Genomic DNA, 17375 nt, shown 5'->3' on the forward strand with positions numbered 1-17375 from the left:
TCGACCGGTGAGCTCCGTCGGGGAAAGGCATTTCTTTGGTTACTTTCTTGACCGGCTTCGCCGTTCGCTTCGCAGCGTGCCAGCAAAGAAAGTAACCCGCCCTTCAGGGCGGAACGCTCTTGCCCTAAAACGGCTTCGCCATTCGAAAAGTGAAAAGTGACCCACCGAAAGGCGGAAGCCTTTGGTATGGCGCGGATCGAGAGTCCGTTCCGAACCAGGGGGCGCAAACCGGAATGACGGTGCGTAGGCAGCCTAACCAGAACCGCTCTAGCGCAAAGCAGTAACCCCGGTCTGCGACTGCTTGCGCACGATGGCCATCGCGATCTCCAGCGACTGTTCGTAGTTGAGCCGCGGGTCGACCGTCGAACGATACGCACGCTCCAGGTCGGTATCGGTGAGTTCCCGCGCGCCGCCGGTGCATTCGGTGACATCCTCGCCGGTCAGTTCCAGGTGCACGCCACCCAGGCGCGTGCCGGCCGCCGCGTGGATGTCGAACGACTGTTCGATCTCGCTACGGATGTTGTGGAAGCGGCGCGTCTTGTAGCCGTTGCTGGTCGACTCGGTGTTGCCGTGCATGGCATCGCAGATCCACAGCACGCGGCGGCCTTCACGCTTCACCGCGTCGAGCAGCGGCGGCAGCTTGTCGGCTACGTGCGCGGCGCCCATGCGATGGATCAGGCCCAGCCGGCCCGGCTCGTCGTCCGGATTCAACACGTCGATCAGTCGCAGCAACTGGTCGGGGGTCACCGACGGCCCCACCTTCACCGCGACCGGGTTGCGGATGCCGCGGAAGTACTCGGTGTGCGCGCCATCCAGCGCCGCAGTGCGCATGCCGATCCACGGGAAGTGCGTGCTGAGGTTGAACCAGCCCCACTGCCGCGGCACCTGCCGGGTCTGCGCTTCCTCGTAGGGCAGCAGCAGCGCTTCGTGGGACGTGTAGAAATCCACGCGCTTGAGGTCGTGGATCTGCGAACCGACCAGGGTTTCCATGAAGCGCACTGCGTCGCCCAGGCCTGACACCATGCGCTGGTATTCCTCGGCCAGCGGCGAATCGCCCACCCAGTCCAGGCCCCAGTACTCGGGATGGTGCAGGTCCGCGAAGCCGCCGTCGATCAGCGAGCGAACGAAATTCATCGTCATCGCCGAACGCGCATGCGCCTTGATCATGCGCCGCGGATCGGGAATGCGGGCGTCGGCGGTGAACTCCGGGCGGTTGACGATATCACCGCGGTAGCTGGGCAGCGTGACGTCGCCGCGCACCTCGGTATCGGCCGAGCGCGGCTTGGCGTACTGGCCGGCGAAACGACCGACACGGATCACCGGGATGCGCAGCCCGTGCACCAGCACCAGGCTCATCTGCAGCAAGACCTTGAGCCGGTTGGAGATCACCTCCGACGAACAGTCGCTGAAGTTCTCCGCGCAGTCGCCGCCCTGCAGCAGGAAGCGCTTGCCTTCCTGCGCCTCGGCCAGCTGCTGCTTGAGCGCCATGATTTCCCACGACGTGACCAGTGGCGGCAACGCGCGCAACTCATCCTGCACCTCGGCCAGCGCCGCGTCGTCCGGATACGCGGGCATTTGCAGCGCCGGACGCGCGCGCCAGCTGTCCGGCGCCCATTCGGACGCGACGGTGACGGGACGGAGGCTGCGGTCGGGCTGGTTCATCGTGTTGCCATCATGTTTGCCGGGCCATGATGACAGGTTGTTGCGTCGCGTCAATTTCGGCTGCAACGATCCTCAGCGGCGCTTGCCGAAACCCGCCAGCAGTGCCCACGCCCCCAGCAGGATGAACCACACCAGGCTCCACGCCGGCATCGACAGGCCAAGGAACGTCCAGTCGACAAGGCCGCAATCGCCGGTGCCTGTGAGTACCTTGCGGATCAGGTCGGGCGTGCCCATCGTTTCGCGCAGGAACGACAGCGGCGCGCCACAGGACGGGATATCCGGCGGGAACAGCTGGATCCAGACGTGGCGCGCGGCGATGCCCATGCCGACTGCGGCTGCAATGAAGGCCAGCACGCCCCAGGTGCCACGCCCACCGCGGCCCGACGGTGCGAAGACGCCACCGACCAGGAACACGACGCCCAGCGCCACGAATGCGATGCGCTGGAAGATGCACAGCGGGCATGGCTCCAGCCCCCACTGCAGCTGCGAATAGATGGCAAAGCCGACCAGCGCGAAGCAGGTCGCGGCGCCCGCGAGGAAGCGGCTACGGAAGGACCAGCGCAAGGGATTCATCGGCATCGACGTGGCGGGACATCCGTGGATTATCCCGCGTCGTCGCCACAAACAGAAACCCCGGCCATCGGCCGGGGTCTGCGTGCGTCGGGACGCCTGCGTGGAAGCAGGTGCGACGTCTGGATTACTCGGCGGCCGCCTGCGGGCGATCGACCAGTTCGACATACGCCATCGGCGCGTTGTCGCCATTGCGGAAGCCGCACTTGAGGATGCGCAGGTAGCCACCCGGGCGCGCCTGGTAGCGCGGGCCGATCGTGGTGAACAGCGTGCCAACGGCTTCCTTGTCACGCAGGCGCGAGAAGGCGAGGCGGCGGTTGGCGACGCTGTCGACCTTGGCCAGTGTGATCAGAGGCTCGGCGACACGGCGCAGTTCCTTGGCCTTCGGCAGCGTGGTCTTGATCAGCTCGTGCTTGATCAGCGACGCGGCCATGTTGGTGAACATCGCCTGGCGATGGGCGCTGGTGCGGCTGAATTTGCGGCCGGCTTTCTGGTGGCGCATGGTCTTGGTTCCTGATGTTGAATGATGTGGCGGCTGTGGTTCGCTGTCGCCTTCCCGGCGTGTGCCCTTCGATCAAGGGCGGTCGGACTGCGCTGGCCCTGTCCGGCCCATTCCCTGGGCCGGGGATGCCGCGGACCTTCAGGTCCGTCGGCGTGTGTTGCTGACTGCTGAAGCTGTGCTGCAAGGCTTGTCGCTGCCATCCATGGCGAAACAGCTCGGGCTCCGGAAAGCCCTGCCCGGTCATCCTGCCCGGGCGTTCGGCAGCGCGCGAGCCAATGGCTCGCAGCCGCGCTACCTCACCCAAGCATGCCGTGGTTGGAGACACCGGCCGGCGGCCAGTTTTCCAGCTTCATGCCCAGTGCCAGGCCGCGCTGCGCGAGGACTTCCTTGATCTCGGTTAGCGACTTCTTGCCGAGGTTCGGGGTCTTCAGCAGCTCGACTTCGGTCTTCTGGATCAGGTCGCCGATGTAGTAGATGCTCTCGGCCTTGAGGCAGTTGGCCGAACGCACGGTCAGCTCGAGGTCGTCGATCGGACGCAGCAGGATCGGGTCGACGCCCGGGGCCTGCGCCTTCTGGCCACCACGCTCGCGGTGGGTGAAGTCGCCGAACACCGACAGCTGTTCGGTGAGGATGTCGGCGGCGGTGCGAACGGCTTCCTCGGCGTCGATGGTACCGTTGGTCTCGATGTCGAGCACCAGCTTGTCGAGGTCTGTACGCTGCTCGACGCGGGCGGCCTCGACGTCGTACGCCACGCGGCGCACCGGCGAGAACGACGCGTCCAGCATCAGCCGGCCGATCGCGCGGTTTTCCTCATCGGGACGACGACGGGCGGCGGCCGGCTGGTAGCCGAAACCGCGCTCGATCTTCAGGCGCATGTTGATCGCCATGTCCTTGGTGAGGTTGCAGATCACATGGTCGCCGTTGAGGATCTCGACGTTGTGGTCGGTCTTGATGTCGGCGGCGGTGACGACGCCCGGGCCCTGCTTGCTCAGGCTGAGCGTCGAGTTGTCGCCCGTGCCCATGCGGATGGCGACGTCCTTGAGGTTGAGCAGCACCTCGAGCACGTCTTCCTGCAGGCCTTCGATGGTGCTGTACTCGTGCAGCACGCCGTCGATCTCGACCTCGGTGATCGCGAAACCCGGGATCGACGACAGCAGCACGCGGCGCAGCGCGTTGCCGAGGGTGTGGCCATAGCCGCGCTCGAGCGGCTCGATCACGACCTTGGCACGGTTGCCGGCGAGGCGTTCGATCTGGGGGCCGCGGGGGCGCAGGACTTGGTTGGCGGTAACGGTCATGGTTCGTTGCTTCTCCTGCTGGTCCGCCGCGCCCGTCGACGCGGCGGCTCTGGGCGCTTGGAGCCCCTTGTCGCCAAGGGGTGGCCCGCGGGGTGGCGCGGGCCGTGGATGGGGGTGTCCTGGGTGTTGCCGGAACCTCGAAGCCGCCGTCAGGCCTACTTCGAGTACAGCTCGACGATCAGCGCTTCGTTGATGTCGGCCGGCAGGTCACCGCGGTCGGGGACCGCCTTGAACACGCCGCTGAACTTCTTCTGGTCGACTTCGACCCACGACGGGGTCAGGTCCATCGTCTGCGCGACGTTCAACGACTCCTGCACGCGGAGCTGCTTCTGCGCCTTCTCGGACAAGGCGATGGCATCGCCTGCCTTGACCTGGTAGGACGGCAGGTTGACCGGCTTGCCGTTGACGGTGACGCCGCGGTGCGAGACCAGCTGGCGGGCCGACGGACGCGTCACCGCGAAACCCATGCGGTAGACCACGTTGTCCAGGCGCGTCTCGAGGAGCTGCAGCAGGTTTTCACCCGTGTTGCCCTTCTTGTTGGACGCCTTCTTGTAGTAGTTGCGGAACTGGCGCTCCAGCAGGCCGTAGATACGCTTGACCTTCTGCTTCTCGCGCAGCTGGGTGGCGTAGTCGGACAGCTTGCCGCGACGCACGTTGGGGCCGTGCTGGCCGGGCTTCTGCTCCAGCTTGCACTTGGAATCGAGCGCACGGGCCGGGGACTTGAGCGACAGGTCGGCGCCTTCGCGGCGCGCGAGCTTGCAGGTGGGACCGATATAACGAGCCATTGTTCTTCTGCTCCTGTGCGCTTAGACGCGGCGCTTCTTCGGCGGACGGCACCCGTTGTGCGGGATGGGCGTCACGTCGATGATGTTGGTGATCTTGTAGCCGACGTTGTTCAACGAACGCACGGCCGACTCGCGGCCCGGACCCGGACCCTTGATGCGGACTTCCAGCGATTTCACGCCGTAGTCCAGCGCGGCCTTGCCGGCCTTCTCGGCGGCGACCTGGGCGGCGAACGGGGTGGACTTGCGCGAACCGCGGAAGCCCGCGCCGCCCGAAGTCGCCCACGACAGCGCATTGCCCTGGCGGTCGGTGATGGTGACGATGGTGTTGTTGAACGAAGCGTGGACATGCGCGATGCCGTCGGTGACGACGCGCTTGATCTTCTTCTTTTGCTTGGCTGCTGGCTTGGCCATCTCGAATATCCTCGCTTACTTCCTGATGGCCTTGCGCGGACCCTTGCGGGTGCGTGCATTGGTCCGGGTGCGCTGGCCGCGCAGCGGCAGGCCGCGGCGGTGGCGCAGGCCGCGATACGAACCCAGGTCCATCAGGCGCTTGATCGCGATGCCGATCTCGCGACGCAAGTCGCCCTCGACGATGAACTTGCCGACTTCCGAACGCAGGCGCTCGACTTCCGGCTCGGACAGGTCGCGGATCTTGGTCGACGAATCGACGCCGGCCGCTTCGCAGACCTGCCTGGAACGGGTACGGCCAATGCCGTAGATGCTTTGAAGCCCGACCCAGACATGCTTCTGGGCAGGCAAATTGACACCTGCAATACGCGCCATGCGCGGATCTCCAACTGGTTGGTCGGCCGGAACGGGAATTCCGGCGGAGTGAACAAGAAATTGTAACAGGGTCTCGTTTGGCTTGGAAGCCAAGGGCGCAAGGCGCCTCTGGCCCGGCATGGGGAGTGTGCCCATGCTCCGGCGACGGGTCCGGGGCGGCAGTCGCGGTTTCCCGCCCTGCCCCGCGCGCTACTCTGGCGCGCGGATCACCCGGCCCACCCGTGCACGAGACCGCAGCACGAGTCGCCCATCAAAGGCCCAGGGCGTGTCGACCCCGGACCGGCGCGGCCTCCGGCCGCCTGTTTCCGCCGGGCATCCTGCCCCGCGGTTGGCCGCCCCGGTCACCGGGACGGCCTCGATGACACCAGGTCAGCGGCCGGACAGTCCCGGGCGCGACCCTTTCAGGTTGGCCTTCTTGAGCAGGCTCTCGTACTGGTGCGACATCAGGTGCGCCTGGATCTGCGCGATGAAGTCCATCACCACGATCACCACGATCAGCAGCGAGGTTCCGCCGAAGTAGAACGAGGTCCCCAGCTCGGTGCGCATGAATTCAGGCAGCAGGCATACCAGCACCAGGTAGGTGGCGCCGGCGGCGGTGAGCCGTGTCAGCACCCCGTCGACGTAATCCGCGGTGGCCTTGCCCGGACGGATGCCCGGGATCAGCGCGCCCGACTTCTTCAGGTTGTCGGCCGTTTCCTGCGAGTTGAACACCAGCGCGGTATAGAAGAACGCGAAACCGGCGATCAGCCCCGCATACAGGAGGATGTACAGCGGCTCGCCCGGCGAGAGGGCCTGCGCCAAGCGCTGCAGCCAGGGGGCCGAACCCGCCTGGCCGAACCAGGTGGAGGCCGTGGCCGGGAACATGATGATCGACGAGGCGAAAATCGCCGGGATCACGCCCGCCATGTTCAGCTTCAGCGGCAGGAACGAGGTCTGGTTCATGTACGCGTTGCGACCGCCCTGGCGGCGCGCGTAATTCACCGTGATCCGGCGCTGGCCGCGCTCGACGAACACCACGAAGAAGGTGAACACGACCACGATCAGTACGATCATGATGACCGCGATCGGGCTCATGTCGCCGTTGCGGGCGGCCTCGATGGTGCCCATGATCGCGCTGGGCAGGCCCGACACGATACCGGCGAAGATGATCAGCGACACACCGTTGCCGATGCCACGCTCGGTCACCTGCTCGCCCAGCCACACCAGGAACATCGTGCCCGCGGTGAGCGCCACGATGGCGGTCAGCACGAAACCCATGCCCGGCGCGTAGACCACCGGCACGCCGCTGCCGGCCGCCTGCGTCTGCAGCGCGATCGCGATGCCCGCGGACTGGAAGATCGCCAGCGGGATCGCCGCGACGCGCGACCACTGGGTGATGCGTCGCCGGCCCGACTCGCCTTCCTTCTGGATGGCCTTCAGGCTCGGCACCACCTGCACCAGCAGCTGGGTCACGATCGACGCCGAGATGTACGGGATGACGTTCAGCGCGAACAGGCTGAAGCGCTCCAGCGCACCACCGGAGAACATGTTGAACATGTCCACGATGGTGCCCTGCTGCTGCTCCATCAGCTGCAGCATCGCGTCCGGGTTGACCCCCGGGACCGGGATGAAGCAGCCGATGCGGTAGACCACCAGGGCGCCGAGCACGAACAGCAGGCGCTGGCGCAGTTCGGTGAACTTGCCCAGCCCCGCGCCCAGACCGCCCATTGCACTCGCGCTACGCGCCATCCGGTGCTTACTCCTCGACCTTGCCGCCGGCGGCTTCGATCGCCGCACGGGCGCCGGCCGTCGCCAGCAGGCCCTTCAGCACCAGCTTCTTGCTGACGTCGCCCTTCTTGACGATCTTGGCCTTCTTCGCGGTGCTGGGGACCAGCTTGGCCGCGCGCAGGGCCGCGAAGTCGACGTCGCCTTCCAGCTTGTCCAGCTGGTACAGGAACACCTCGGCGGTATCGCCCTTCAGCTTCGAGCGGAAACCGACCTTCGGCAGGCGCATGTGCATGGGCATCTGGCCGCCTTCGAAGCCGGCCTTGATCTTGCCCTTGCCCGCACGCGCGAACGAACCCTTGTGGCCACGGCCGGCGGTCTTGCCGAGGCCGGAGCCGATGCCGCGACCGACGCGGGTGCGCTCCTTGCGGGCGCCGTCGGCTGGCTTGAGTGTATTGAGCTTCATTGTGCTTACTCCTCGACCTTCACCAGGTAGTGGACCTTGTTGATCAGGCCACGCACCTGCGGGCTGTCCTTCAGTTCGCGGACATCGTTGAGCTTGTTCAGGCCCAGTGCGCGCACCGACAGGCGATGCTTCGCCTGCGAGCCACGCAGGCCCTTGACCAGGCGCACCTTGACGGTACCGCCCGCGTTCTCGTTCTTAGCCATGGAGGATCTCCTCGACCTTCTTGCCGCGCTTGGCCGCGATGCGGGACGGCGACTGCATTTCGGTCAGCCCCTTCACGGTGGCGCGCACCAGGTTGATCGGGTTGCGCGAACCGGTGGCCTTGGCCAGCACGTCCTTCACGCCGACCGCCTCGAGCACGGCACGCATGGCGCCACCGGCGATCACGCCGGTACCTTCCGAAGCCGGCTGCATGTACACACGCGCGGCGCCGTGACCGGCCTTGACCGCGTGGAACAGCGTGCCACCGTTGAGGTCCACGGTGTTCATGCTCTTGCGGGCGTATTCCATCGACTTCTGGATCGCGACCGGCACTTCGCGTGCCTTACCGTAACCGAAGCCGACCTTCCCGGCCCCGTCGCCCACCACCGTCAGCGCGGTGAAGGTGAACTGGCGGCCGCCCTTGACGGTCTTGCTGACGCGGTTGACCGCGATCAGCTTTTCGATCATGCCGTCATCCATCTCTTCCCGGTCGCGATTGCGATCGCGCCCGCGGGGTTCCCTTTCGTTTGCCATCTGAGTCTGCCTTGTCTGTCGTTTTAGGATGTACGGCTACGGCCGCTTATGGTTGTGGTGTGGATCGGTGGATCGCGTTCGCGGACAGAAGCCGCTGCGCGCCCGGCGCTTCCCGCGCCGGCGGGTGAGGCAACGAAAACGACATGGCGACCGCCATGTCGTTTTCAAGCATCAGAACTGCAAGCCGCCTTCGCGGGCAGCGTCGGCCAGCGCCTTTACGCGGCCGTGGTACCGGTAGCCGGAACGGTCGAAGGCCACCTTGTCGATGCCGGCGGCCTTGGCCTTCTCGGCGATCGCTCGGCCGACCCTGGCCGCGGCCTCGGTGTTCTTGGCGCTCTTCAGGCCGTCGCGCACGTCGGACTGGGTGGTGTTGGCGGCAGCCAGGACCTTCGATCCATCGGCGCTGAACACCTGCGCATAGACGTGCTGGCCGGTGCGCAACACCGACAGGCGCGGAACGCCGAGTTCACGGATGTGCGCGCGGGTGGACTTGGCGCGGCGCAGGCGGGCGATTTTCTTTTCCATGGTGTCTTCTCCGGAAGCCGAAGGCGTGGATTACGCCTTCTTCGCTTCCTTGCGGATGATGGTTTCGTCGGAGTACTTCACGCCCTTGCCCTTGTAAGGCTCCGGCGGACGGAACCCGCGGATCTTGGCGGCCACTTCACCGACCAGTTGCTTGTCGGCACCCGCAACGACGATCTCGGTCTGCGTCGGCGTGGTGATGGTGATGCCTTCCGGGGCCTGGAACACCACCGGGTGCGAGAAGCCCAGCGACAGGTTCAGGTCCTTGCCCTGGGTGGCGGCGCGGTAACCCACGCCGACCAGCTCGAGCTTGCGCTCGAAACCCTGCGACACGCCTTGCACCATGTTGGCGACGATGGCGCGCAGCGTGCCGGTCAGCGCGAGCTGCGACGGATCGTTGGCCGACAGCAGCGCGTTGCCGTCCTCGATCTTGACGTCGATGGCGGCAGGCTTGGCGATCGACAGCGTGCCCTTGGGGCCCTTGACGCTGACGGTTTCCGGCTGGACGTTGAGCTCGACACCCTTCGGCAGGGCGATCGGCTTCTTGGCGACTCGGGACATTGCGGATCCTCCCTTAAGCCACGAACAGCAGGACTTCACCGCCGACGCCCTGCTGGCGCGCCTGCGTGTCGGTCATGATGCCCTTGGAGGTGGAAACGATGGCGACGCCGAGGCCGTTCAGGACCTTGGGCAGCGCGTCCTTGCCGCGGTACTGGCGCAGGCCCGAGCGCGAAATGCGCTTGAGCTGGGCGATCACCGGACGGCCTTCGAAATACTTCAGCTCGATCTCGAGCTCGGCCTTCGCGCCGTTCTCGGTCACGCGCAGGTCGCCGATGTAGCCTTCGTCCTTGAGGACGTTGGCGATCGCCACCTTGGTCTTGGAGGACGGCATTTTCACCGCCGGCTTGCCAACCGCGGCCGCATTCTTGATGCGGACCAGCATGTCGGCGATGGGATCAGTCATGCTCATGGAATGTCACCTGATGAGTAGCACCGATATCCGCTTTCGCGAAAATCTTGGGTGGGTGGGTGTTGCGGGATTACCAGGAAGCCTTGCGCAGGCCCGGCACGTCGCCGCGCATGGTGGCTTCGCGCAGCTTGTTGCGGCCCAGGCCGAACTTCGAATAGACGCCACGCGGGCGGCCGGTCAGCGCACAGCGGTTGACCTGGCGGGCGGGCGACGAATCGCGCGGCAGCTTCTGCAGCTTGGTCGCGGCTTCGATCTTCTCTTCGTAGCTGGCGGTCTGGCTGCTGATGATCTTCTTCAGCGCGGCACGCTTCTCGGCGTGCTGCTTCACCAGCTTGGTCCGCTTCGCTTCGCGGTTGACCATGGAGGTCTTGGCCATTGTCTCTATCCTCGAATCAGTTGCGGAACGGGAAACGGAAGGCCTCGAGCAGCGCCTTGGCTTCTTCGTTGGTCTTGGCCGTGGTGGTGATGGCGATATCCATGCCGCGGATCGCATCGACCTGGTCGAAATCGATCTCCGGGAAGATGATCTGCTCCTTCACGCCCATGTTGTAGTTGCCACGGCCGTCGAACGAACGACCCGAGACCCCGCGGAAGTCGCGCACGCGCGGCAGCGACACGTTCACCAGGCGATCCAGGAACTCGTACATCTTCGCGCGGCGCAGCGTGACCTTGCAGCCGATCGGCCAGCCGTCGCGGATCTTGAACGAGGCGACCGACACGCGCGACTTGGTCACCAGCGGCTTCTGGCCGCTGATCTTGGCCATGTCGGCAGTGGCGTTCTCGAGGATCTTCTTGTTGGCCGCTGCCTCGCCCACGCCCATGTTGAGCGTGATCTTGGTGACGCGCGGGACCTGCATGATGTTGTCGTAACCGAATTGCTTCATCAGCTTCGGCACCACTTCATCCTTGTAGAACTTTTCCAGACGGGTCGTCATTTCTCTATATCCTCGGAATCAGGCAGGTCTTCAGACCGCCTCGCCACTCGAGCGGAACACGCGCAACCGCCGTCCATCCTCGAGCACCTTGGTACCGACGCGCTCACCCTTGCCGGAGGCCGGGTTGAACAGCATCACGTTCGACACGTGGATCGGCGCTTCGCGCTCGATCACGCCGCCGGGCTGGCCGGCTTGCGGGTTCGGCTTGGTGTGGCGCTTGACGATGTTGATGTTCGAGACGACGACCTTGTCGCCCATCACGCGCACCACGTCGCCGGTCTTGCCCTTGTCCTTGCCGGTGGTCACGACCACCTGGTCGCCTTTCTTGATTCGATTAGCCATTGTCCTGTCCTCCGCTCACAGCACTTCGGGGGCGAGCGAGACGATCTTCATGAACTTCTCGGAACGCAGCTCGCGGGTCACGGGCCCGAAGATGCGCGTGCCGATCGGCTCGTGCTTGTTGTTCAGCAGCACCGCGGCGTTGCCGTCGAAGCGGATCAGCGAACCGTCGGGACGGCGCACGCCCTTGCGGGTGCGCACGACCACGGCGTTGTACACCTCGCCCTTCTTCACCTTGCCACGCGGGATGGCGTCCTTGATGGACACCTTGATGATGTCGCCGATGCCCGCATAGCGGCGCTTGGAGCCGCCGAGCACCTTGATGCACATCACTTCCTTGGCGCCCGAATTGTCTGCCACGTCGAGATGGCTCTGCATCTGGATCATTTGCCTGCCTCCTCGTTATTCGGCCGCGCGCGCGACGATTTCGACCACGCGCCAGTTCTTTGTCTTGGACAGCGGCGCGATTTCCACCACGCGCACCACGTCGCCTTCGTTGCAGGCGTTGTCGGCATCATGGGCGTGCAGCTTGGTCGAGCGGCGGATGTACTTGCCGTACAGCGCATGCTTGACCTGGCGCTCGACGAGCACCGTGACCGTCTTGTCCATCTTGTTGCTGACCACGCGGCCCTGGACCGTACGCTGCTTTTTATCAGTATTGTTCATGGTCGGCCCTTACTTCTTCTCGCCGAGCAGCGTATTGACGCGAGCGATCTCGCGGCGCACGCGGCGCGTCTCGTGGGTCTTGGTCAGCTGGCCCGTCGCCTTCTGCATGCGGAGCGAGAAACGCTCCTTCTGCAGTTCGAGCAGGTGGGCCTGCAGTTCGTTCGCGGACTTGCCGCGCAGTTCCTTGGTGGTAGCCATCAGCGCACCGTCCGGGTCACGAATTGGGTGGTCACCGAGAGCTTGGCGGCGGCCAGGCGGAACGCCTCGCGTGCCACGGCCTCGTCCACGCCCTCGATTTCATAGATCATGCGGCCGGGCTGGATCTGGGCGACCCAGTACTCCACGTTGCCCTTGCCCGAGCCCATGCGGACTTCGATGGGCTTCTTGGTGATCGGCTTGTCGGGGAACACGCGGATCCACATCTTGCCGCCGCGCTTGACGTGGCGGCTGATGGAACGACGGCCGGCCTCGATCTGGCGCGCGGTCAGCTGGCCGGTCGCGGTCGACTTCAGGCCGAACTCGCCGAAGCTGACGGCATTTCCGCTCCACGCCAGGCCGTCGTTGCGGCCCTTGTGCATCTTGCGGTATTTGGTTCGCTTGGGTTGCAACATGATTAGTCCCTCGCTTCGCGGTCGGCGCGGTCGCGGCGCGGGCCGCGCGGACGGTCACGGTCGCCACGATCGCCGCGGTCGTTGCCGCGCGGCGAATCGTCCTGCTTCTCCTGGCCCACCTGGCTGAAATCGAAGATCTCGCCCTTGTAGATCCAGGTCTTGATGCCGATGATCCCGTAGGTCGTCTTGGCTTCGGCAAAGCCGTAGTCGACGTCGGCGCGGAGGGTGTGCAGCGGCACGCGGCCTTCGCGGTACCACTCCGAACGCGCGATCTCGGCGCCGTTGAGGCGGCCGCCCACGTTGACCTTGATGCCCAGCGCGCCCAGGCGCATCGCGTTGCCGACGGCGCGCTTCATCGCGCGGCGGAACATGATGCGGCGCTCGAGTTGCTGCGCGATCGACTCGGCGACCAGCTGCGCGTCCAGCTCGGGCTTGCGCACTTCGGTGACGTTGATGTGCGCCGGGACGCCCATCAGGTCGGACACTTCCTTGCGCAGCTTCTCGATGTCCTCGCCGCGCTTGCCGATCACCACGCCCGGGCGGGCGGTGTGGATCGTCACGCGGGCGGTCTTGGCCGGACGCTCGATCAGGATCTTGCTGATGCCGGCCGAGGCCAGCTTCTTGCGCAGCATCTCGCGGACCTTCAGGTCGGCCTCGAGGTAACCGGCGTATTCCTTCTTGCCGGCGTACCACTTGGAGTTCCAGTCCTTGGAGATGCCGAGACGGATACCGGTGGGATGAACTTTGTGACCCATATTACTTGCCCTCTCCCACGACGACGGTGATGTGGCTGGTGCGCTTGAGGATGCGCGTGCCACGACCCTTCGCGCGGGCCATGAAGCGCTTGAGCGTCGGGCCTTCGTCGACGGTGATCGTGGCGATCTTCAGCTCGTCGATATCGGCGCCGGCGTTGTTCTCGGCGTTGGCGATCGCCGACTCGACGACCTTGCGGATCAGCGCGGCGGCCTTCTTGTCGGAGAACTTCAGCAGGTCGACGGCGCGCTCGGCCGGCAGGCCACGGACCTGGTCGGCGACCAGGCGTGCCTTCTGCGGCGAAATGCGCGCGGTCCGCAGGCTGGCGGTGCGCTTGTTGGTTTCGGTGCGTTCGCGCCGTGCGGCGTCGAACCTTTCCCGGGTTGCCTTGTCCATCGTGCGCTCCTTACTTGCCGGACTTCTTGTCGCCGCCGTGCCCCTTGAAGGTGCGCGTGACAGCGAACTCGCCGAGCTTGTGGCCAACCATGTTCTCGTTGACCAGCACGGGGATGTGGTTCTTGCCGTTGTGCACGGCAATCGTGAAGCCCACCATTTCCGGCAGGATCATCGAACGACGCGACCAGGTCTTGATCGGCTTCTTGGTATTGGTGCCCGCCGTTTCCACCTTCTTGATCAGGTGGTGGTCGACGAACGGACCCTTCTTGAGTGAACGTGCCATGGCCGATTAACTCCTGCGATCGCGCACGATGAATTGCTGGGTGCGCTTGTTCTTGCGCGTCTTGTAGCCCTTGGTCGGCACGCCCCACGGGGTGACCGGGTGCGGGTTGCCCTGGCCGGCCTTGGCCTCGCCACCGCCGTGCGGATGGTCGACCGGGTTCATGGCCGCGCCGCGGACGGTCGGCTTGATGCCGCGCCAGCGCTTGGCACCGGCCTTGCCCAGCTTCTCGAGGTTGTGCTCGACGTTGCCGACTTCACCGATGGTGGCTCGGCACTCGGCCGGCACCTTGCGCATCTCGCCCGAACGCAGGCGGAGCAGCGCGTAGACGCCTTCACGGGCGACCAGTTGCACGCCGGCGCCGGCGGCGCGGGCGATCTGCGCGCCCTTGCCGGGCTTCATCTCGATGCAATGCACCGTCGAACCGACCGGGATGTTGCGCAGCGGCAACGTGTTGCCGGCCTTGATCGGCGCATCGTTGCCCGCGATCACCTGGTCGCCGGCCTTCAGGCCCTTGGGCGCGATGATGTAGCGGCGCTCGCCGTCGACGTAGCACAGCAGCGCGATGTGCGCCGTGCGGTTCGGGTCGTACTCGATCCGCTCCACGCGCGCCGGGATCCCTTCCTTGTCGCGCTTGAAGTCGATCAGGCGGTAGTGCTGCTTGTGGCCACCGCCGATGTGGCGGGTGGTGATGCGGCCGTGGTGGTTGCGACCGCCGGTCTTGCCCTGCTTCTCCACCAGCGGCGCGTAAGGCGCACCCTTGTGCAGGTCAGGCGTGACCACGCGGACGGCACTGCGGCGGCCGGGCGAAGTAGGCTTGAATTTCATCAATGGCATCGGTCTTTCCTCAGGCCGTTGCGGCGTTGGTCACGTCGATGGTCTGGCCATCGACCAGCTTGACGTACGCCTTGCGCCAGCTGCCGCGGCTGCCCTGGCGCTGGCGGAAGGACTTGTTCTTGCCCTTCACGTTGACGACGTTGACGGCCTCGACCTTGACGTCGAAGAGCTTCTCGACCGCGGCCTTGATGTCGGCCTTGGTCGCGTCCCTCGACACCTCGAACGCATACTGGTTGGACACTTCCTGCAGGCGCGCGGTCTTTTCGGACACGCGCGGCGCACGGATGACTTCATAGAGCTTGGCGTCGTTCATGCCAGCCACTCCTCGATCTTCTTGACCGCATCGGCGGTGATCAGCACGGAATCGGCGCCGACCAGGGCGACCGGGTCCAGGCCCTGCACGTCGCGGATCTCGACATACGGCAGGTTGCGCGCCGACAGGTAGAGATGCTCGGACGCCTCTTCGGTCACGATCAGCGGGCGCTTGCCAAGGTCGAATTCCTTGAGCTTGGCGACCATGCCGCGGGTCTTGGTCTCGGACAGGTCGAACGCATCGACGACGGTCAGGCGACCCTGGCGGTTGAGTTCGGACAGGATCGCCGACATCGCCGCGCGGTACATCTTGCGGTTGACCTTCTGCGCGAAGCTGCGCGGCTTGGCCGCGAACGTCACGCCGCCGCCGACGAAGATCGGCGCCGTCAGCGCGCCGTGACGCGCACCGCCGCCCTTCTGCTTCTTCGACTTCTTGGTGGTGCCGTTGACTTCCGAACGCGTCTTCTGCGCCTTGGTACCGGCGCGGCCGGCGTTGCGATAGGCAACGACCACCTGGTGGACCAGGTCTTCGCTGAAATCGCGCCCGAAGACGGCTTCGGACACCGACAACTTCTCTGAACTATTGGTGATGGCGAGTTCCATCGTCATCTCTCCCTTATGCCTTGCTAGACGGACGCACGATGACGTCACCGCCCGGCGCACCCGGCACTGCGCCCTTCACTGCGATCAGGCCGCGCTCGGCGTCGACCTTCACGACCTGCAGGCGCTGCGTGCTCTGCACTTCCGCACCCATGTGGCCGGACATCTTCTTGCCCGGGAACACGCGACCCGGCGTCTGGCGCTGGCCGATCGAACCCGGCGCGCGGTGCGACAGTGAGTTGCCGTGCGTCGCATCGCCCATCTTGAAGTTGTGGCGCTTGATCGTGCCCTGGAAGCCCTTGCCCTTGGTCACGCCCTGGACATCGACGATCTGGCCTTCCTCGAAAATGTCGGCCTTGATCTCGCCGCCCACTTCGAAGTCGGCGATCCTGTCGTCGGCCACTCGCAGTTCCCACAGGCCGCGGCCGGCCTCGACCTTGGCCTTGGCCAGATGGCCGGCCTCGGGCTTGGTCAGCAGCGAGGCGCGCTTGACGCCGGCAGTCACCTGCACGGCGCTGTAACCGTCGGTGGCGACCGTCTTCACCTGGGTGATGCGGTTCGGGGTGGCTTCAATCAGGGTCACCGGCACGGACTTGCCGTCTTCGGTGAACACCCGGCTCATGCCGGCCTTGCGGCCGACGATGCCCAACGAATGGATCTTCGCGGTCATGGTGATGGCCCTCAGGTCAGCTTGATCTGGACATCAACGCCTGCCGCGAGCTCGAGCTTCATCAGCGCGTCCACGGTCTTGTCGTTGGGGTCGACGATATCGAGCACGCGCTTGTGCGTGCGGGTCTCGTACTGGTCGCGCGCGTCCTTGTCGACGTGCGGCGACACCAGCACGGTGTAGCGTTCGATCTTGGTGGGCAGCGGGATCGGGCCGCGCACCTGCGCGCCGGTCCGCTTGGCCGTTTCGACGATCTCGCTGGCCGAACGGTCGATCAGTCGGTGATCGAACGCCTTGAGCCGGATCCGGATCTTTTGGTCCGCCATAACGGGGTTCCTTCGTTGAAAGAGCGACAGACCTGGCGGCTGGGTGCGCCAGATCCCATTCAAAAACACGTTAACCGTTGATTCCGCGGGAAAAACCCCACGTCGGCAGCGGGTTGGAGCCAAAAATCAAGGCAGGCCGGTTGCCCGACCCGCCCAGACTGGGAACCGCAAGCGCAACGAAATGCCCCGCCATATGTGCCCCGGAGACCTCCGGGGCGGGCGGAGCACATGCCACGCGACATGTTCCCTGTCTGGCGAAAACGAAGGGCATCCTGCCCCTCATTTCGCGGTACTGCAGCCGCCCATGAGGACATTGGCTGCGGTGAGTCAAATATTATGACGCCTTCACCCGGTGGATGCAAGCGCTGCCCACATCTTTTTTGCTTTGCAACAAGACCCGGAAGCGGCGAAGGCGGACCAGGGTTCCGGCCCGCCTTGCTTCGCGGTTCTCCCCGGCCTGGGCCAAGGGGAACCACTGACCCCCGCCTGCGCAGGGGTGACCTTCCGGTAGCCACGCGCTTGCGCGCGTGGGCCGCCAGGTCACTTGACGATCTTGCTCACCACGCCGGCGCCGACCGTACGGCCGCCTTCGCGGATCGCGAAACGCAGGCCTTCGTCCATCGCCACCGGGTTGATCAGCTCCACCACCATCTTCACGT

The 17375-nt window shown here is 65.4% G+C and carries 30 protein-coding genes; all 30 read right to left on the reverse strand.

Going from position 1 to position 17375, the window contains the following annotated elements; all coding sequences use genetic code 11:
* Window positions 1–267 precede the first annotated feature (267 nt).
* The gene (locus tag E2F46_RS08085) at window positions 268–1662 is read right to left on the reverse strand and encodes a class II 3-deoxy-7-phosphoheptulonate synthase (protein WP_133321564.1); all 1395 of its coding nucleotides are present in this window, start codon (window positions 1660–1662) and stop codon (window positions 268–270) included.
* A gap of 72 nt (window positions 1663–1734) precedes the next feature.
* The gene (locus tag E2F46_RS08090) at window positions 1735–2235 is read right to left on the reverse strand and encodes a disulfide bond formation protein B (protein WP_133321565.1); all 501 of its coding nucleotides are present in this window, start codon (window positions 2233–2235) and stop codon (window positions 1735–1737) included.
* Window positions 2236–2359: 124 nt separating this feature from the next.
* Entirely contained in the window at window positions 2360–2734 is a 375-nt protein-coding gene (rplQ, locus tag E2F46_RS08095) for a 50S ribosomal protein L17 (RefSeq protein WP_133321566.1), read from the reverse strand.
* Between the two features lie 296 nt (window positions 2735–3030).
* Window positions 3031–4029 carry a DNA-directed RNA polymerase subunit alpha gene (locus E2F46_RS08100; protein WP_133321567.1) on the reverse strand — a complete coding sequence of 333 codons (999 nt, stop codon included), beginning with the start codon at window positions 4027–4029 and terminating at the stop codon, window positions 3031–3033.
* 155 nt (window positions 4030–4184) lie between these two features.
* Window positions 4185–4814, reverse strand: coding sequence for a 30S ribosomal protein S4 (gene rpsD / locus E2F46_RS08105; RefSeq protein WP_133321568.1), 630 nt, complete (start codon window positions 4812–4814; stop codon window positions 4185–4187).
* 21 nt (window positions 4815–4835) lie between these two features.
* On the reverse strand, window positions 4836–5225 hold the full coding sequence (gene rpsK / locus E2F46_RS08110; protein WP_133321569.1) for a 30S ribosomal protein S11: 390 nt from the start codon (window positions 5223–5225) through the stop codon (window positions 4836–4838).
* 15 nt (window positions 5226–5240) lie between these two features.
* Complete coding sequence (gene rpsM / locus E2F46_RS08115; RefSeq protein WP_133321606.1) at window positions 5241–5597, reverse strand: 30S ribosomal protein S13; 357 nt, start codon at window positions 5595–5597, stop codon at window positions 5241–5243.
* Window positions 5598–5966: 369 nt separating this feature from the next.
* Entirely contained in the window at window positions 5967–7304 is a 1338-nt protein-coding gene (gene secY, locus E2F46_RS08120; RefSeq protein ID WP_133321607.1) for a preprotein translocase subunit SecY, read from the reverse strand.
* Between the two features lie 28 nt (window positions 7305–7332).
* The gene (gene rplO / locus E2F46_RS08125) at window positions 7333–7767 is read right to left on the reverse strand and encodes a 50S ribosomal protein L15 (protein ID WP_133321570.1); all 435 of its coding nucleotides are present in this window, start codon (window positions 7765–7767) and stop codon (window positions 7333–7335) included.
* A 5-nt stretch (window positions 7768–7772) separates the two neighbouring features.
* Window positions 7773–7970 carry a 50S ribosomal protein L30 gene (gene rpmD / locus E2F46_RS08130; RefSeq protein ID WP_133321571.1) on the reverse strand — a complete coding sequence of 66 codons (198 nt, stop codon included), beginning with the start codon at window positions 7968–7970 and terminating at the stop codon, window positions 7773–7775.
* Window positions 7963–8502: a 30S ribosomal protein S5 gene (gene rpsE, locus E2F46_RS08135; protein WP_133321572.1), complete on the reverse strand. Its 540-nt coding sequence runs from the start codon at window positions 8500–8502 to the stop codon at window positions 7963–7965. Before rpsE ends, rpmD begins: the two co-directional genes overlap by 8 nt.
* A gap of 171 nt (window positions 8503–8673) precedes the next feature.
* A complete protein-coding gene (gene rplR / locus E2F46_RS08140) occupies window positions 8674–9027 on the reverse strand; it encodes a 50S ribosomal protein L18 (RefSeq protein WP_133321573.1) in 354 nt (117 codons plus the stop codon).
* A gap of 30 nt (window positions 9028–9057) precedes the next feature.
* On the reverse strand, window positions 9058–9585 hold the full coding sequence (gene rplF / locus E2F46_RS08145; protein ID WP_133321574.1) for a 50S ribosomal protein L6: 528 nt from the start codon (window positions 9583–9585) through the stop codon (window positions 9058–9060).
* Window positions 9586–9598: 13 nt separating this feature from the next.
* On the reverse strand, window positions 9599–9994 hold the full coding sequence (gene rpsH, locus E2F46_RS08150) for a 30S ribosomal protein S8 (protein WP_133321575.1): 396 nt from the start codon (window positions 9992–9994) through the stop codon (window positions 9599–9601).
* Between the two features lie 70 nt (window positions 9995–10064).
* The gene (gene rpsN, locus E2F46_RS08155) at window positions 10065–10370 is read right to left on the reverse strand and encodes a 30S ribosomal protein S14 (protein ID WP_133321576.1); all 306 of its coding nucleotides are present in this window, start codon (window positions 10368–10370) and stop codon (window positions 10065–10067) included.
* A gap of 16 nt (window positions 10371–10386) precedes the next feature.
* Window positions 10387–10929, reverse strand: a complete 543-nt coding sequence (gene rplE, locus E2F46_RS08160; protein ID WP_133321577.1) for a 50S ribosomal protein L5 — start codon at window positions 10927–10929, stop codon at window positions 10387–10389.
* A 30-nt stretch (window positions 10930–10959) separates the two neighbouring features.
* The gene (rplX, locus tag E2F46_RS08165; protein ID WP_133321578.1) at window positions 10960–11271 is read right to left on the reverse strand and encodes a 50S ribosomal protein L24; all 312 of its coding nucleotides are present in this window, start codon (window positions 11269–11271) and stop codon (window positions 10960–10962) included.
* Window positions 11272–11286: 15 nt separating this feature from the next.
* Window positions 11287–11655 (reverse strand): 50S ribosomal protein L14, encoded by a 369-nt coding sequence (gene rplN, locus E2F46_RS08170; RefSeq protein ID WP_100322015.1) that lies wholly within the window; start codon window positions 11653–11655, stop codon window positions 11287–11289.
* Window positions 11656–11670: 15 nt separating this feature from the next.
* A complete protein-coding gene (rpsQ, locus tag E2F46_RS08175) occupies window positions 11671–11934 on the reverse strand; it encodes a 30S ribosomal protein S17 (protein ID WP_133321579.1) in 264 nt (87 codons plus the stop codon).
* A 9-nt stretch (window positions 11935–11943) separates the two neighbouring features.
* On the reverse strand, window positions 11944–12132 hold the full coding sequence (gene rpmC, locus E2F46_RS08180) for a 50S ribosomal protein L29 (RefSeq protein WP_133321580.1): 189 nt from the start codon (window positions 12130–12132) through the stop codon (window positions 11944–11946).
* Window positions 12132–12545, reverse strand: coding sequence for a 50S ribosomal protein L16 (gene rplP, locus E2F46_RS08185; protein ID WP_133321581.1), 414 nt, complete (start codon window positions 12543–12545; stop codon window positions 12132–12134). The genes rpmC and rplP overlap by 1 nt, the downstream gene beginning before the upstream one ends.
* A gap of 2 nt (window positions 12546–12547) precedes the next feature.
* Window positions 12548–13300 carry a 30S ribosomal protein S3 gene (rpsC, locus tag E2F46_RS08190; protein ID WP_133321582.1) on the reverse strand — a complete coding sequence of 251 codons (753 nt, stop codon included), beginning with the start codon at window positions 13298–13300 and terminating at the stop codon, window positions 12548–12550.
* Between the two features lies 1 nt (window position 13301).
* Complete coding sequence (gene rplV / locus E2F46_RS08195; protein WP_243720351.1) at window positions 13302–13694, reverse strand: 50S ribosomal protein L22; 393 nt, start codon at window positions 13692–13694, stop codon at window positions 13302–13304.
* 10 nt (window positions 13695–13704) lie between these two features.
* Window positions 13705–13977, reverse strand: a complete 273-nt coding sequence (gene rpsS / locus E2F46_RS08200) for a 30S ribosomal protein S19 (protein ID WP_133321583.1) — start codon at window positions 13975–13977, stop codon at window positions 13705–13707.
* Between the two features lie 6 nt (window positions 13978–13983).
* On the reverse strand, window positions 13984–14811 hold the full coding sequence (gene rplB, locus E2F46_RS08205) for a 50S ribosomal protein L2 (protein ID WP_133321584.1): 828 nt from the start codon (window positions 14809–14811) through the stop codon (window positions 13984–13986).
* A gap of 10 nt (window positions 14812–14821) precedes the next feature.
* Window positions 14822–15124 (reverse strand): 50S ribosomal protein L23, encoded by a 303-nt coding sequence (rplW, locus tag E2F46_RS08210; RefSeq protein ID WP_133321585.1) that lies wholly within the window; start codon window positions 15122–15124, stop codon window positions 14822–14824.
* Window positions 15121–15726, reverse strand: a complete 606-nt coding sequence (gene rplD, locus E2F46_RS08215; RefSeq protein ID WP_133321586.1) for a 50S ribosomal protein L4 — start codon at window positions 15724–15726, stop codon at window positions 15121–15123. The genes rplW and rplD overlap by 4 nt, the downstream gene beginning before the upstream one ends.
* Before the next feature lie 13 nt (window positions 15727–15739).
* A complete protein-coding gene (gene rplC / locus E2F46_RS08220) occupies window positions 15740–16393 on the reverse strand; it encodes a 50S ribosomal protein L3 (RefSeq protein WP_133321587.1) in 654 nt (217 codons plus the stop codon).
* Window positions 16394–16404: 11 nt separating this feature from the next.
* Window positions 16405–16716 (reverse strand): 30S ribosomal protein S10, encoded by a 312-nt coding sequence (gene rpsJ / locus E2F46_RS08225; RefSeq protein ID WP_005408208.1) that lies wholly within the window; start codon window positions 16714–16716, stop codon window positions 16405–16407.
* Between the two features lie 540 nt (window positions 16717–17256).
* On the reverse strand, window positions 17257–17375 hold a 119-nt coding region (locus tag E2F46_RS08230; RefSeq protein WP_486624439.1), incomplete at its 5' end, for an EF-Tu C-terminal domain-related protein.

The organism is Luteimonas aestuarii (genome assembly GCF_004357985.1).
Lineage (GTDB): Bacteria > Pseudomonadota > Gammaproteobacteria > Xanthomonadales > Xanthomonadaceae > Luteimonas > Luteimonas aestuarii.